The following is a 16,548-nucleotide window of genomic DNA, read 5'->3' on the forward strand; positions in this document are numbered from 1 at the left end:
GCTTAAAAAACTCCGTTTAACCGATTGACGTCCCTCGATACTTTGTTTTTGATAGACTTAACCAAGTTGATTAGTATAACAAACGGAGTGGGTTGTGCAAACTGTGACCAACGATGAGCTTGTATCTGTTCTCATACCAGCATACAATGTCGAGAGTTTTGTCGAAAAATGCTTGGAGAGCGTAATCCAGCAAACTTACTCCAATATAGAAATTATCGTCGTTAACGATGGCTCCACAGATGGGACCCTTTCTGTCTGCAATCGCATGGCGCAACAAGATAGACGTATCAGAGTTTATTCCCAAGAGAACGCCGGTTTGGCCGAAACCCGCAATGTGCTTCTATCGCATGTCTCGGGAAGATATGTGACATTCATCGATTCAGATGACTATGTCGATAAACAGTATGTTGAGCTTTTGCTGAAATGGCTTGTGGAAGCCGATACAGACATATCTGTTTGCGGGATGAACAAGGTCTATCCTGACGGGAAAGCGGTCAAGGCTTCCAAATCCGGTTTCGAGGGTAAAAAACTCACTTTGCATGATGCCATTGCGGCATTGAACTCTTGGAGATCCTTTGATGCGAGTGCTTGTGCAAAACTATATAAGCAAGAACTATTCAGCGGCATTTCTTATCCAAAAGGAAAGATAACTGAAGACGCATACACCACATATAAGGTCCTTGCCAATGCCGATTCTGTCATTTATAGAAATGTTCCTCTTTATTGCTATGTATACCGGGCTGGAAGCATATTGCATGGCGGAAAGATCAATATCGATTACGCCGTAGCAGCGCAGCAACAAGCTGAGTTTTTCTCTTCCAGATTACCTTCTCTCAATAATATTTGTCAAAGTGCTTTGGCCATCACCAAAATGGCCGTCTATAACGAACTGATTGAAGTTGATGACGACACTGCTTTGTCTCGGAAAGAGCAGGAATGGTTAGTCGATAATAAGGGGACTTGGAGCTGCTTACTACGCGATTCGAGCCTGTCTTGGGCCAAAAGGCTCCAGGCTCTTCTGTTCTGTATAAGCCCCCGTTTGTACAAGATTATCGTGGGGCCTCTTTTAAGAAAGAGGACACAGCGCTGCTGATAGAGAGCATCTGTGTGTTAGATGTCGGATATTGATGAAGCAGCAATGATGCAGAGAGAAAAGAGGCTTTCGTGAGACCCTCGGTGAGTGTTGTAATGGCGACTTACAATGGTATGCCGTATGTCAGAGAACAGATTCAGTCTATTTTATCTCAACTGACTGATGAAGATGAGCTGATTGTCACTGATGATGGTTCAACGGACGGCACCATTGAGGAGATTCGTGATTTCTGTTCGAAGTACACGAATATTTCTTTCCTGAAAGGTCCAGGAAAAGGAGTGATTGCCAATTTTGAGAACGGCTTGAATACTGCGAGCAGAGAAATTCTTTTCCTTTCCGATCAGGATGATGTATGGTTACCGCACAAGATTGAGACGGTCTGCAAGTTTTTCGTGGACGATCCCAAGATCACTTGTGTACTTCATGATGTCACTGTTGTAGATTCGGATTTAAAAGAATTGCACCCATCCTTTTTTAATCTTAGAAACTCACGTTTGGGGTTTGTCAATAACATCATACGTAATTCATATGTGGGCAGTGCGATGGCGTTTAAAAGGGAGATACTGCATTATGCTCTCCCGATGCCCAAAGACATACCTATGCACGATCAGTGGATTGGTCTTATCAATGAAATGTATGGTAAGTGCGGCTTATGTCGGGAACGATTGGGCTTGTACCGACGGCATGAAGGCACTGTGACATCCTTGGAACATGGTTCCCTGTCCTCAATGCTTGGCAAACGGATACGACTTGTTAAAGATTTAATAATCCGAAGAATGCAAAATTAGACTTGAATAAGTATGAGTCATCCCTGGTTTGTGGCAGTTTCACATGTTGGATTCAATTGTAGACTGTCATCGAGGCGGAGAATGACCTGGTGAATTTCGGTGAGTTCATGATGAGGCCGAGGCCATGATAATGATATCGGCGAATACATTCAAGCTGCAAAGTTATTTGTGGCTCCGGCATGTGTAACTCGTTCATGTATATTCTTTTTTAGAGAGCAACATATATGTAATAGGCATGATAATATTTTTGTGGCACTGTCGAAAGAGGTTTCGGAAATGTGCCAGACATAGATGAGTGCAGATGAATGGCACTGTTCCGTGGAAAAGAGAAGCAGAAGGGTTTGTTGTCGTAATGACTGTTCTGTAACGGTAGTGTTTAGGCGATTATGTAATGGAGATAGTGTTTTGGTACTAGCATATATAGGTATTTCACTATTGTTACTGCCAGCCAGTTATTGGGTATGCAAAAGATGGATCAATCCGCTAAGCATATATGTGGTTGTATGGCTGGCTGTGGTACTTCTGTATCAATTACGGTTGTCTGAGTTGCAGGATGTTCCCGCTGATAAGACCTATGTCGTATTGCTTGCTGCTCTATGTTTCTTTGCTCTTTTTTTTGTGATATTTAGATTTATCCCTACTTTGTCGGTTGGCCCCAAGGAGGGGGAGCGCCGATCGGTGACACACACTCAGATTGTTTTTCTTTCCTTGGCGTGGCTCTTTGCCGAAATCATAGAAATAGTGTATTCAAAAGGGCTTCCCATTGTCTGGCTTCTTACCGGAAGCTCTAAAACTTATTTTGACTATGGAATCCCCACCTTCCACGGCTTGTTCAATTCCGTTGCACTCGTGACTATATTGTTGGCTGAATATGAGCTTTTTACGGCCCAAAAGCATAACATTTGGAGAGATGATGCCATCATTATTGGTGCTATCCTTCTCTTCTATGTATGTTTGATTTCTCGGCAGATGATTGTAAGTGCGGCAGTGGAGCTCCTTGTTGTCTTGGCTTTTTTGAAGCCCAAATGGACGAAGAGGCTTCTGTTGCCTCTCATTCTTGTTGGCATTCTGCTATTTGGCGTCATAGGTAATTTCCGAACTTCGAATTTCAATGTTGTTTCCCGGTTCAAAACGACCCCGATTGGCTTTTTATCGGGCTTCTATTGGGTATATATGTATGTCACCATGACACTGGCAAATATCAACAGATTGGTTGGATTGCCGCCTTTGCATTTGGGATTCCCTCTTATTTCGCAGTATTTGCCATCAGTCTTGAGGCCTCGCGTCTCCAGGGAGGCGGCTTACCAGTTATTTAATAGTGGTGCTCTCGTGTCTTCGAATTTCACTGCCTCTGGTTACTTTTCTGTTTTTTATGCTGCTTATGGTGTATTGGGTGTGTTGATTATTGCTGGGCTATATGGAGCTGTCTCCGGTTGGAGTTCACATATCCTCATGAACACACGTGACGAACGCTCGATTCTGGTATTTGCCGTTGTTATTCAAGTTATAATACTGTCGTTTTTTGACAACTTTTTACTGTATTTGCCGGATGTGTTCCAATTGCTGATTTTGCTGTATCTGTTTCGAAAGAAGCGTGTACAACCGTCGTCGGAATATGCCGATTAGAATATGAATGGACGTGTCTTATTAAATAGACAAACGGAGCGATATTTACAGTCCGGGTTACCGTTCTGTACCAGAGACGATGGTAGAACAGGCTAGGTCTGAACCGTCATTTTACTGTTATCAGCATTAACGGGGGTACAAGTTGCCAAAGCCAAGTCAAAGCGAATCCCCTTCGTCGACGAGGAAGAAACTTGTCCATCGAATTGCTACGGATTGTCGCAATGTTGCTGATTGCTTTCCAGCATTTTCCTAAAATTGCTCAGTTCTATAATCATGGTCATGGTTTCTGGCAACGTCTTCCTTTGGCCGAAGCCGCCTCTTTCATTACTGAACTTGGAGGAGGGGATTGCCTGTTCTTTGGTATCAGCGTGTGGTTCCTATGTGAAGAGACACCTAGTCTTAAGCGGTCTCTTGGCCGTGCTTGGCAACTTGAGAAACAGCTTCTGTATTATTCTTTTATATTATTTGCAATTGATCTATGTCTGATGAAGATCGGCATATTGAATTTGTCGGCCAAGAGATTGGTCATTATCGCAGCACGGACTTTGTTCCCGGTAACGCTTGAACATTGGTGGTATCCCTCTGCCTATGTCATGTTCCTGATCATTTTTCCTCCGCTGACCGTCGGATTGTATAAGTTGAGACAACGTTACCATTTCTGGTTAGCGTTGGCTCTTATTCTGTTTTGGGGATGGATTCCGAACTTTGCACCGTCAATAGCCCGAGGCATGAGCTATTCCATCTTCCTTTTTGTTTTTCAGTATGTCCTCTTATCGTATGTGAAGTGGTACCACCCCGATGTGCTCAAGCAAAAAAGAGTCGCATACTATCTGATTGCCTTCGGAGGAGTGGTGGGCTTTATTTCGCAGGCTTTAGGACAAATGTACTATGTCAAAAAAGGACGAAATGTCGCCTTTGATGAATGGCTCAATTGCCCGGCCTGTGTCATTCCTATGATGATAGCCTTGGGACTTTTGATTTTGGCGAATTGCAGTAAAAACGCGTCAATCTTGCCATTAACAAATTAGCCGCTTCAACTCTTGCGGTGTATTTGGTTCTGACGGATCAGAGCGTCAGGTCGATTCTCACCATGGTTGTCAATAGTACTCGGCTTGACGGTTGGATCCTTTTTGCGGCTTATGTAGTCTGTTGCTTGGTAATCTTCATATTGGTACTGTTGCTCGATTTCGTCCGGCAAGCACTGTTCAGGTACGTCTTTGACAGGAAGCATAACTATTACTTCAACAAGCTTTGGGGTTATGCGGTATCCAAGACATCGGGTATCTCATTGCAAGCCCGAACCGATCGATCAAACTCGTGATTGCTGTTTTTCCTACATTGTCTAGTTGGAGCCCTTTTTCTGGAACAGGATATCTTTGGCCATGAAGAAGCGTGTTATAAACAGCACGCCTTCTGTGCAGCAACGCAATATGGCTAAAGTTGTGATATTAAAGAATCCGCTGAATCCAAGTACAAACAGCCCGATGATGTGGAAGGCCGAAGTCACTACGGAAGAAAGAGTCAGTAGCTTAATTCTCCCGACCGCGCCCAAGAGCGGGAAGCCAATCATCATTGCTGGGTAGGAGAAGAGCAGCATAGGAGCGAGCGAGACCATGACACTGCTGCCGGCAAGATATTTGCTTCCTCCCAAAAGAAGCATGATTATTTTCGCGCAGGCCGCGAATAGCACCGTTCCAATTACTACAACAATCATGCCGAGTCCAAGAAGCTTTTTGAATAGCTTTATATCATGGGACTTGACAATATGCGGGTAAAGTATGTTCGTAATCGGCTCGTATAGCGATTGTATGGCTCCTATGATGGTGATAGCCAGAGACCAATATGAGATTTCCGCTCGGTTCGGAATATAGATGCCGATCATGATGGTAGTTGCAGTGCTGAGGGCGGTTGTTGCTGCATAGGAGAGGAAAAAGATTGATGAATCTTTGAACGCTTGCCAGAGTGCTGTTTTCGAAACCTTCGTAAAATATATTTTGCGAACGCGAACAACGTTATCCCATGACCAAATGAAGGCGATGAAAGAGGCGATTGCTTCGATTGTGGGAACAAGGATTAAATCCGAAGGCTTGTGGATGAGTACAAAAGTCAATATCATGGCGATTGTCTGCGACCCGACAAAACGTTGCGTTATGATTCCCATGTCTTCCAAACCTTGGAAAACGAAGTCGGGTAGTCCGGCTTTAAAACAAATACTGATATAAGCTATGGCAGTATATAGGGGATTTTCTCTCATTATGGGCAAGAAACAGGTTAGGCCTATTATGATTGCCGCGCCCACTATGTAGAGCAGAATCCTCAGAATCATGACACAAGAAATGTTTTCCCGAAGCTTGGGAAGATTATGTTCGTTTTCGGCTACTGTCTTTGTCCCAGACAAACTGAACCCATAGTCTAGGAAGACTTGCATAAAGCTCATTACAGACATGATGTAAGCGCGAACAGCATAATGATCGGGGCCAAGTACGCGAGTCAAATACGGTAAGGTGACGAAAGGAAATATATATTTTGCAATCTGCAACCCATATTGCGAGATAAGGTTACTTCTCATACGACTCATACTATCGTTACTCGCAATCTGTTCTCTGTGATGTGTTAAGAGCTAAAATAGCAGACATAAACATCTGCTGCGACTTAATTTGTTTATATTATCTAGGCCCAATCATCTAATTGAATCAAAGTCCGCCTTTAAAGTTAATCGTGCATGTTTTATATACCACTCAAGCAGGGTCCTATTCAATTCTCCATGCGAGCAGATGATGTGTTTGTCTATCTTCAACTGGCGGAAGTTCCATATAATTTCCGTAGGTGAGCCTAAGGCTTTCGTCGTAATGTTTGACGGCATCGAACTGACGGTCATTGAACTCAAGATGTGAAAGATCGTCAAAGTCCTCTGTTCGATAAAAACTCATAGCAGGAGCTGTGATTAGCGTACGACAATATGGTGTGGTTCCGAATGCGACGCTTTTCGCAATCTCTGTGACTTCCTGATAATCCTGCATAGGCGATTGTGTCATTCCTAAGGAGGCAAGTTGTTTGGTAAGCCACAGATAGATTGCTTTGGGATACTTCTTATAACCGAACGACTTAAAAGATTTGCGCGCTGCATCCACAAGGAGTCGTTGGACCTTCGTGGATTGGCCACGAGCTGTTTCAGGATTTTGGGAAAAACCATCAAGCGGAAACACGTCCAGCCAGAGATACTCGGTATATGGTGCTCGTACATTGCTTTCCATACATCTGATAGCCGGATTGCAGAATTTTGCGTACGGCAATGGGAAATCTGAACTTATTGGTTTTAAGATACGGCAATCAGACGGAACGGAACTATCCAGCTGTATGAATTTTTCAAAATCAGGTCTTGGCATTGAGACGTCTATGTCATCGTCCCATGGGATAAAGCCTTTATGTCGAACTGCGCCAAGTAAAGTTCCACCGTCGAGAGAATACCTGAGATTATGTTCGTGCGCAAAAGCATCAAATTTGCAGAGAAGGTTGAATGACTCCTGATGTATGGTCTCAAGGGATAGATATGAAGGCATCCTCTTCTCTCCTGTTCCATTAAACTCTAATTGCCTTGTCGATAACTGTATTGGTTACCGGTAAAATTCGGCTCCAATCGTTAAGTATGCTCTACTCAATGATTTACGGAGTTCATATTAATACTTCTATCCTATAAATAGGGTTATCGGAATTCTGAGTGCCGGTAACCCTATGTAAAGAGGCAGGAAGAAAGACACTTCTTACCTCGATTTGTTGATAAGCATACAAAACTGTTGGAAGCCTATTGAGATATAGGTCAGCGGCTTATGTGTAATAAAATATGAAACCAAAATAGTGAGGGGAAAACATTACACTGCAGTTTCATACCGCTATTTCACTGTGTTTTGTATTCTCGTGTTCTGACTGACTAATCCGTTCTCTGACTTCGCGTCGGGGATCGAATTAGTCAGTTTCTTGCTTTTACTTAGTTGCTATCTGCTTCTTATTTCCATGGAACAGTTCGTTCCAATCCGAAGCCGCTAGGGTTGTACCGCCGAGGATAACCAGGCAGAGCAGTATAGTTATTATGCTTGGCACGGTCCCTTGCAGGATGAATGCGAACAGCACAGCCCATGCGGAATATGAAATGTTGAGAGCCATCGATTTCGAGGCTCCTATAACAGAAATAGCCTTGTAATAACACAGGTAGGATGCCGTTCCAGCAAATGCGGCTCCAAGAATGACAGCTGCCGAAACGTGCGTTATCGCATGTGCGCTGAGATTCCAAGCGCCGAACAATGGCACGACGATAAGGCCATAGGCGAGAGCCGAGGTTGTTTCCCTGATCTGGAAGGCGCTATCGTCATCAACGGAGTCATCGCGCATACCCCAAGCGCATAGTACGGCTTCAGATCCCCATCCCACAACGGTGATGAGGGCGCCAATGAGTCCGAGCACGGGATTCGTCAGCTTTGAGTCACCCGAGGAGATGAAGCCCGCAGCCATTACACCGACAAGAGCTACTAGAAGTGCCACGATCTGTCCCTTATGCATCCTCTCTTTGAGGACGACAAATGAGAGCGCAGCTCCGAATACGGGGAAGCAGACCGTAATGATAGCGGTGTATCCGGCTCCGATGTTGTTGATCGCGATTAGGTAGCCGGTCATGCCAATCGGTCCGCCCAGCAGGCCGCCCAGCAACACTACGAGTCCACTGCGGGTCTTGAGTGCGCGCCAGGTTGCGCCAAGGCGCTTGCGGGCACCCATGTAAACGATAAGTAATATGGCGCAGAACGCATCATGGATGAAGGCTCCCGCGATGGCAACAGCCGATGCATTTTGACTTGGGTCGGAGAAGGGCAGCATGGCAAGTGCGATGCCAAGGACAACGGTATCGAACCCCCATAGCAGGCCAGCAGCTACACCAAATTTCATGATTCTTCTTTCTCTTCATATAGTGCCAGCGTGCGATCGAGGTACGTTGTGGCGTAGCGGAAATATATATAAGGCCATTCATCCAACACATGGCCCTCGGCCTCCATGGCCAATGCCCATAGATACCAGCACCAACCGGCGAGCTCGACGTGGGCGTAGTTATGGCATCGTTCATTGTGCGTCGGGGGCCGGCCGAAGTAGGCGGCAAGAGCAGCGTCGACTTCATCCTCTTCAAGTTGGCCGCACACGCAGAAGGTGCCGAAATCGTTGGCATAATCGCCCATGCCGGCAAACTCCCAATCGATGACAGAATAGGATCCGTTCTCGTCGATGAGGAAGTTGAGGGGCAGGAAGTCGTTGTGGCAAAGGCATACCGGGGCATTGTCGGCGCGGACATGTTCTTCTAGACGCTCTACCCGTGAGGCCATCTCCTCAAAGCCTGGAATATCAATAGGTCCTTTTTGGCGCAGCAACCCCTCATAACGCTTGGCGTCCTTATAAAAGTTGAACTGTTGTTCAACAGTTGCGCCGCTTTCATGAAGTGTGCGTGCTATCCGCATGGCATGTGCCACTTGGTCGGGGTCGTGCGGGTCAACGTTACGTGCGTGATCGACAAAATGTGTGATTTTCCAACCAAGTTCGGGATCTTCGTGAATGAACGTGGGATCGAGGCCGATTCGCTTGGCGGCCTCATTCGCCTCCACTTCTGCGCGACGATTGATCATTGTTTCCGTTCCTGCGCCCGGATGACGATATACATATTCACCGCTGTTGGTGGCAAAGTGGAATGACAGGTTGGTAAGTCCTTGTTTAAGCGGGTATACGTCGTGGATTTCTTTTCTGTCACAATGGAGTATATGCTCAATATTGTCAAAGATATCCATGTCGATATTTTGCAGGAAATCCGGGTCGAAAGTCCTGACTTCATCCAGTGAGTCGAATTCGTGGATGGTGCCGTTCCTATAGGGACGCAGCTCCATGTCGAGCTCTTTGATATGCTCGATGTAAAGTGATTCCCAAAGTTTGTCGGCGGTCTCGGGCAATTTGTATTCGGTCTCTAGAATTGAGCGGAACTTCCCTGAGAAGGCCCGGTCGAAGTAGGCATGGCCAATCATGTACCATGCGTCGGAGCCTCCTACCGTGACTGATGTGATACGTCCATGTGTGCCGGTGGTCATGCACCATTCTTTGGTTGGCCCCTCAGAATACTCGGCTGCATAATATGCCTTCCATACATACGGTTCGAAGGGATTAACAGTGAAGTAGTCGTCTGACGAGCAGATGTAGGTGTTGGCCAGCCGGTCGCGTACGAGCCACAGAGAGGCATTGTTGTTGCGCGTGGCATATTCGTCATTGACCACGATGGATACGCCGAATTTCTGTTCGAGATAGAAGAAGAATTCTTTCTTGTAGCCCACCACGACGGTGATGTCGTGGATGCCGGCGGCCTGCAATTGTTTGATTTGGCGTTCGATGAGGATTTCGCCGCGGACCTTGAGGAGGCCTTTGGGTTTCTCGTAGGAGATCGGGGCGAATCTGGACGACAGACCTGCCGCCATGATGATGGCGTTGTCCACTTTATAGGGGGCAAGTGCTTCGGAGCCTGCAGCGGTAATACAAGAGTTGGCGATATAGCCTTCGTCGACGAGTTCGCTTATCGCTGCGTTCACGCCGCCTAACGAGAGATTTGTTGCATCAGCAATGAGACGTTGCTGTGCATTGGGGTGAGTTCGTATATAGGTGAGGGTTAAAAACTGCTTTTTGGACAACACGTGGTCCTGCTTTCTTTCTAATGCAATTTTGTTCAAAAGGATATCACTAGTACAAGAAAATGAGCAAATTGGATAATAATGTAGTATCTGATTGTTGTTTGTCAAGTGGTGGCCAGTGCAAACATAGCGAGCTCGATTCCGTGGACCAATATGTCAATTTTCAAGCTTCTAAGCATGTTCAATTTCAAAGGGAGGCTTTCTCGTACAGTGTCAGAGTGGGGTCAAGATAAGTTGCGGCGTAGCTGTAATAAACATAGAGCCACTGATCCACGAAATCGCCCTCGGCCTGTTTGACCAGCGACCAGAGATACCAGCACCATCCGGCTAGTACGATGTGCGCATAATTATGGCGACGCTCACTAAGGGTTGGTGTGCGATTGAAGTAGGCGTCCAATGCGGCATCAACTTCATTTTCATTGAGTTGGTCGCACACGCAGAATGTGCCGAAGTCGTTGGCATAGTCGCTCATGCCGGCGTATTCCCAATCGATCAGTGAGTATGCACCTTTTTCGTCGATAAGGAAATTGAGGGCGAAGAAGTCGTTGTGACTAAGACATTTCGGTGCCTTGTCGGCACGGACATATTCTTCGAGGCGTTCCACTTGCGCGGACATTTCCTTAAAGTTGGGGATGTCAATGGGGCCTTTCTGGCGTAGCAGTTTTTCGTAGTGTTTGGCTTCTTCGTAAAAATCGAACTGGCGTTTCACGCTCGCTCCACTCTCATGCAGTGCGCGTGCCATCTGCATGGCGTGAACTACCTGGTCTGGATCGTGTGCATCAAGATTGCGCGCGTGATCGATGAAATGTGAGATTTTCCAGCCCTGTTTCGAATCTTCGTAAATGAATGTATTATCAAGACCAAGTCGCTTGGCCGTCTTGAGCGCCTCTACTTCGGCGCTGCGGTCGACCAGCAATTCCGTTCCGACTCCCGGATGACGGTACACATACTCGCCGCTGTTGGTGGCAAAGTGGCATGACAGGTTGGTCAGGCCCTGCTTGAGTGGGTAGACGTCGTGGATTTCCTCCTTGTCGCAATGCAGCACGTTCGTGATATTGTCGAAAATGTCCGAATCGACGTTTTGCAGGAAATCCGGGTCAAAGGTTCGTACTTGGTCCAGTGAGTCGAATTCGTGGATGGTGCCTTGTTCGTATGGACGCATCTCCATGTTGAGTTCATTGATGTGCTTGATGTAGAGCCATTCCCAAAGTTTATCGGCGGTTTCGGGCAATTGGTATTCGGTCTCCAGGATGGTTCGGAACTTCTTTGAGAACGCGCGGTCGAAGTAGGCATGGCCAATCATGTACCAGGCGTCGCTGTCGCCCAACTGTACAGATGTGATACGCCCTTGTGCTCCTGTGGTCATGCACCATTCCTTGGTGAAGCCTTTCGAATATTGTGCGGCATAATAGGCTTTCCATACGTATGGTTCGAAGGGATTAACAGTGAAGTAGTCGTCCGATGAGCAGATGTAGGTGTTGGCTAGTCGGTTGCGCACGAGCCATAATGACGCGTTGTTGTTGCGTGTGGCGTATTCGTTGTTGATCACGATGGTTACGCCGAATTTCTGTTCGAGATAGAAGAAGAATTCTTTCTTGTAGCCTACGACGACGGTGATGTCGTGGATGCCGGCGGCCTGCAATTGTTTGATTTGGCGTTCGATGAGGATTTCGCCGCGGACCTTCAGCAGCCCCTTGGGCTTCTCGTAGGAGATGGGAGCAAACCTAGATGACAGACCTGCCGCCATGATGATGGCGTTGTCCACTTTATAAGGAGCTAGGGCTTCTAGGCCTGCGGAAGTAACACGAGAATTTTCGATATATCTTGCGTCGTTAAGCTCGCGCATCGCCACATTGACGCTGCCAAGAGAGAGGCCGGTCTTCTCCATGATGAGACGCTGCCGTGCGTTTGGATGAGCGTGTAAATACGCAAGGGTTAAAAATTGCTTCTTCGACAACACTGAGTCCTACTTTCTTTCAGCTACAGCGATGTTCAAATAGTTTATCATGTCTATAGAAAATGAACAAACTGGATTATGAGAACGCAGTGCTGTTTCTGGAACTTATGCTGTTTTGTATATGGGCAAGAGGAATACGAGCGAAGACGATTCGATTTTCTTCTGTCTTTTCAATGGCTGATGGGACGTTTTCTTGTCGCTATCGCCATAATCAAAAGAGCCGTTAAAACATCGGAAGATGAAAGCCGGAGTGTAGGATAACGGCAAACATATTCATGTAATTGAAGATGGCGAGAAGCACTACCGTCAAGTACATGATCTTGTTTTTGAACTGTTGTTCGATTATGCATAGAATCATCCCCAGCAAAATCCCGGAAACGAACAGGGTGCGACAGCTCGAGGCATAGATGGTAGGAGAGAACCACATGATTGCAGCGGCGCAAAAAGCCGCCAAAAACAGGAACAGTACGATGTGTTTTTCTTGAACATACCGCCTTACCAACAAAGCGACAAGGACAACAAAAAGTATCCAGAAAAGATAGGGAAGTAGCCGCTGAATGATTGATGTTCTTATGCCCACGAATTGAGATAGCGAGAAACTCAGTTTCAGGTTGGTCTGGAAGCATACCACGCACAACATCGCTAGGACGGCGGCACATACAATTCCGTAGAACTTTTCCGTTTTCTCGTTTTCATCCTTGCTCGCAAAAAGGTCGCCATGCCGCGAGCACATTATGGAAACAACCAGGTTGAATGCGATGAGTGCGATAATCATCAACAAGAATCTCGAGAAGAAGTCAAATTCCCACATGAGTCCTTTGACCATTTTCAGGGTGATCGGCATCTTGTCGAATCCCGGGTACCAATGTTTTATTTCGTGCTGTGCCCTTACGTGAGTGCCTGGGCATGTCAGCTCAATGATTAATCCGATGATTGATGCCGAGAGAATACCTGTCACCGAGAAAACAAACTTGTGCCTCTTTGTGTACATATACACTAGCGTGATCAGTGCAAAACCAAGGATGCATGGGCCTATCTGTTCACAGCCCAACGAGGCAAGGAACGCGCAAACAATATAGATGCCACTATGCTTCGTCGCCTTGCCGCGCATGGCATTAGTCAGCGGGATACATCCGGAAACAGCCAATGCCGTCGGCCATAGATATCCAGCTGAGCCGGAAAGCCATAAAGTTGATTCGGCGATAATGCGCGGCGCCAGCAGCCAGAACACTGCATATGAGAATACGATATTGGAAGCGGTCGCCTCACCAAAAGCGACTTTCGACATTGCGTACGCAAGCAGAACCAAAAAACATGCATTGAGGATACACCATATAAGCTGAGGCAATGGGATAACCAGCGCGGTCATCGCATCAGAGAACAATCGTCCGGACCATGTCTGGTATCGACTCGCCAGCCAGCTCAGCCCGTTCATTTTGCTGAGTGCCTTCTCGTAGTGCAGATCGTCATCGACCCTCTTCACAATGAGGGAAATAAGGAGAGACAGCACCCAACACGATAAGATCGAGGCCCATACTCTGTATGTACTGCGCTCCAGTGCGTGTTTCAGCGTATTCATTCCGGGTTTTCTTCCTTTTCGTGGAATGCCCATTCGGTCGTTCCAAGGTTAACGAACTTTAATCAGCTTCTTGGCGGGATATAGCTCGCGTATCTGGGAACAATATTAGTTTATAACAGCGAATTTGTTGAATATGCCTTGTTCTGGTCGCAACCGTACCGGTTGTTTTCCTTATGGTGGTTTGTCCATTTTCGGCTCCTCCGGCTGGGTGGGTCTCATATGATTGTTCTTGTTACGGATGAGCCGTGTGCCTCGTTTTGGCTTACGGTTTATCGTCGACTGGTTGCGCCACAGTTCCCCAATATGGTTCCTGCCCTCTCCCGACACATGCCTGCAGCATGGCACCGCGGGTGTTGCGCTGGTAATTTGAGCTCGGAATGGCTTTTATGCTGGGTTTATAATGGTACAAGAGTATGTGTTGTTTCTAATTACCGGTGTAGGTGAAGACAGATTTGGAGCAAATTCAAAGCATGTGCTGCAAAAATAGTGCGGGGAAGAGCAACAGACAATCTGTGACCATCTTGGTGCCTTGTTACAACGAAGAGGCGTCATTATCTATATTGTTTGACAGGATTGAGAATTTCGTCAAGATGAACGAGGATGATGCGGACTACACGCTGTTGTTTGTCGATGATGGCTCCCGTGATAAAACACGTTCATTGATTTTGCAATATGCTGAAGATCATGCGTACGTTGACTACATTTTTCTGTCTCGTCACTTCGGCAAGGAAAAAGCCATGTTTGCCGGTATTCGGCACACTCAGACCGATGGGCTGGTCATTATAGATGCCGACCTTCAAGATCCTCCTGAACTTATTCCGCAAATGGTCGAGCTTTGGCGTCAAGGGTATGACGATGTGTATGCCAGAAGACGCAGTCGAGCCGGCGAAAGTTGGCTCAAAAAGCTGACCTCTCATTGTTATTACTGGGTGCTTCAGCATGTTTCCGGTGTAAGCATCCAAAAAGACACTGGTGATTTCAGGCTGTTGGATCGTAAGTGCATCGAGGCAATGAAGCGTTTGGGTGAATCAGAACGTAACACAAAGGCGTTGTTCAGCTGGATTGGATACCGGAAAATTGAATTCCTTTATGACAGAGATGAACGCGTCGCCGGCAAGACGAAGTGGAACTATTTCAAACTTATCCATCTGGCCGTAGACGGCATCACAAGTTTTACAACCGCACCGTTAAAATTCGCGACATATACCGGCATCACGGTTTCCTTGGGTGCTGTCATTTATGCATTGGTTGTTTTAATAAAGACATTGACCGAAGGCGTAGCGGTGCCTGGGTACGCATCTCTGCTGGTTGTTATGTTGGTTCTTGGCGGCGTTCAACTGCTTTCCTTGGGAATCATCGGTGAATATCTCGGACGCATTTTTACGCAGACAAAAGAGAGGCCGAATTATCTGATCCAGGAAGATAGTCTAGCCAATGAGTCGATGGCTGGGGAAGAAGAAAGCGTTTCGTATGTAGGGAAACAAAATATCATTAATTCAGAATGATAGGCAGAGCAGTAATGTCACTTTTGCGTTTGGTTTCCAATTGTTCGAAAAATTTGATTGAAAGGTCAATCAGATTGGGAAGTATCCACTGGAATAGGGGATTAAGAAATGCATAGAGAAAGACAATCGAACTTTGAAGCTTTGCGGCTTTGGGCAATGTTCATCATTACGTTCCACCATTTTGCTATACATCAAGTTCCTTATGTTTGGATAACGCTTCCAAAAGGAATCAATCGTTTTTTGGTAGAAGTTTTCATGCTTTCCCAAGGGCAGATGGGAGTTGTTCTTTTCTTTGCGATTACTGCCTATTTCCTTTGCGATTCGACCCCTTCTCTGCATGAATCCTTTAAAAAGGCTTGGTCTTTGGAATGGGAAGTGTTGTTCTGGTCTTTGACGCTTTCGGTGTTAAGCATTGCAGAGGGTTGGGCTCCGCTTTCGGCTTCTTCGAAAAAGGACTTCTTGAAATATCTCATAAATGCGTTTACGCCGGTTCTTTCTGACACTTGGTGGTTTACCACGTCTTATATGGGCTTTTTGGTAGTGTCTCCCTTCCTGATCAAACTGCTGCAAGGGTTGACGAAAAAATGGCATTTTGTGCTATGTGTCATTGCCTTGGTGGCGGGTTTGAACTCGCAGATTCCGATTATTAAGAAATCTTTTACTTACGGTTCGGTATTCATCAATCTTGAACTCATTGGACTATTTATTATTGTTTCTTATATTCGTTGGTACGCGCCCAAATTGTTCAGTAAGCCCATATTAAGCGTCGTGTGTTTGCTCATCGGATATGCATGGACTTCGATGCATGTTATATTGCAATTTAACTTAACGCCGACCATTTATAATCCGGCTGTGCTTTTTGAGGCCTTTGGCTGGTTTTCTTTATTCTGTAATCTGCATTTCCAGTCGAAGATAGTCAATAGGCTGGCAAAACATACGTTTGCCATCTACCTCATCACTGAGTTCGGAACGGTGAAGGTTCTCCTCTGGCAGAGAGTTTTTAGGATTCAGCCATTCCTTCATTCACCGTGGCTTCTCCTATATGCGATTGCGGCTACAGTAATAATATATATGTCTTGCATGCTGCTTGATTGGATAAGAAGCTTGATATTCAAAATCACTGTCGACCGTTTCCGAGGCAGGTTATTTGAGCGGTTTTGGAATTCGATCAGTCGAATCGTTGCTCCTTGGGTGACAACGCGTAAAGAGGCGAAACAATTCGAATAGCAATTAAGCTGAATGCCCAGTGCTATCCGTATATGGCAAGGCTTGATTTCTATGGTGGTTTGTAAATCT

The 16,548-nt window shown here is 46.2% G+C and carries 12 protein-coding genes; 6 read left to right on the forward strand and 6 right to left on the reverse strand.

What is annotated here, in order from left to right; all coding sequences use genetic code 11:
• The first annotated feature begins 94 nt into the window (after positions 1-94).
• The 4 genes from PT279_RS01770 (at position 95) to PT279_RS01785 (ending at position 4,535) form a co-directional block, all read left to right on the forward strand.
• Entirely contained in the window at positions 95-1,093 is a 999-nt protein-coding gene (locus tag PT279_RS01770) for a glycosyltransferase family A protein (protein WP_277164862.1), read from the forward strand.
• Between the two features lie 83 nt (positions 1,094-1,176).
• The gene (locus PT279_RS01775; RefSeq protein WP_277165214.1) at positions 1,177-1,881 is read left to right on the forward strand and encodes a glycosyltransferase family 2 protein; all 705 of its coding nucleotides are present in this window, start codon (positions 1,177-1,179) and stop codon (positions 1,879-1,881) included.
• Positions 1,882-2,286: 405 nt separating this feature from the next.
• Positions 2,287-3,507, forward strand: coding sequence for an O-antigen polymerase (locus tag PT279_RS01780; RefSeq protein WP_277164864.1), 1,221 nt, complete (start codon positions 2,287-2,289; stop codon positions 3,505-3,507).
• A 191-nt stretch (positions 3,508-3,698) separates the two neighbouring features.
• Positions 3,699-4,535: an acyltransferase family protein gene (locus tag PT279_RS01785; RefSeq protein ID WP_277164866.1), complete on the forward strand. Its 837-nt coding sequence runs from the start codon at positions 3,699-3,701 to the stop codon at positions 4,533-4,535.
• A 314-nt stretch (positions 4,536-4,849) separates the two neighbouring features.
• On the opposite strand, the gene PT279_RS01790 is transcribed toward PT279_RS01785, so the two are convergent.
• From PT279_RS01790 to PT279_RS01815, 6 genes are all read right to left on the reverse strand, one after another.
• Positions 4,850-6,085 (reverse strand): oligosaccharide flippase family protein, encoded by a 1,236-nt coding sequence (locus PT279_RS01790; protein ID WP_277164868.1) that lies wholly within the window; start codon positions 6,083-6,085, stop codon positions 4,850-4,852.
• Between the two features lie 172 nt (positions 6,086-6,257).
• On the reverse strand, positions 6,258-7,067 hold the full coding sequence (locus PT279_RS01795) for a LicD family protein (RefSeq protein WP_277164871.1): 810 nt from the start codon (positions 7,065-7,067) through the stop codon (positions 6,258-6,260).
• 421 nt (positions 7,068-7,488) lie between these two features.
• Entirely contained in the window at positions 7,489-8,442 is a 954-nt protein-coding gene (locus tag PT279_RS01800; RefSeq protein ID WP_277164873.1) for a DMT family transporter, read from the reverse strand.
• Positions 8,439-10,250 (reverse strand): phosphotransferase, encoded by a 1,812-nt coding sequence (locus tag PT279_RS01805; RefSeq protein ID WP_277164875.1) that lies wholly within the window; start codon positions 10,248-10,250, stop codon positions 8,439-8,441. Before PT279_RS01805 ends, PT279_RS01800 begins: the two co-directional genes overlap by 4 nt.
• Before the next feature lie 148 nt (positions 10,251-10,398).
• Entirely contained in the window at positions 10,399-12,171 is a 1,773-nt protein-coding gene (locus PT279_RS01810; protein ID WP_277164877.1) for a phosphotransferase, read from the reverse strand.
• A 220-nt stretch (positions 12,172-12,391) separates the two neighbouring features.
• Positions 12,392-13,747, reverse strand: coding sequence for a DUF6056 family protein (locus tag PT279_RS01815; protein ID WP_277164879.1), 1,356 nt, complete (start codon positions 13,745-13,747; stop codon positions 12,392-12,394).
• Positions 13,748-14,199: 452 nt separating this feature from the next.
• Between PT279_RS01815 and PT279_RS01820 the strand changes: the two genes are divergently transcribed.
• Together PT279_RS01820 and PT279_RS01825 are read left to right on the forward strand one after the other, a co-directional pair.
• A complete protein-coding gene (locus PT279_RS01820; protein ID WP_277164881.1) occupies positions 14,200-15,252 on the forward strand; it encodes a glycosyltransferase family 2 protein in 1,053 nt (350 codons plus the stop codon).
• 108 nt (positions 15,253-15,360) lie between these two features.
• The gene (locus PT279_RS01825) at positions 15,361-16,479 is read left to right on the forward strand and encodes an acyltransferase (RefSeq protein WP_277164883.1); all 1,119 of its coding nucleotides are present in this window, start codon (positions 15,361-15,363) and stop codon (positions 16,477-16,479) included.
• Positions 16,480-16,548: the final 69 nt, after the last annotated feature.

Source organism: Bifidobacterium sp. ESL0784, from assembly GCF_029433295.1.
Classification (GTDB): Bacteria; Actinomycetota; Actinomycetes; order Actinomycetales; family Bifidobacteriaceae; genus Bifidobacterium.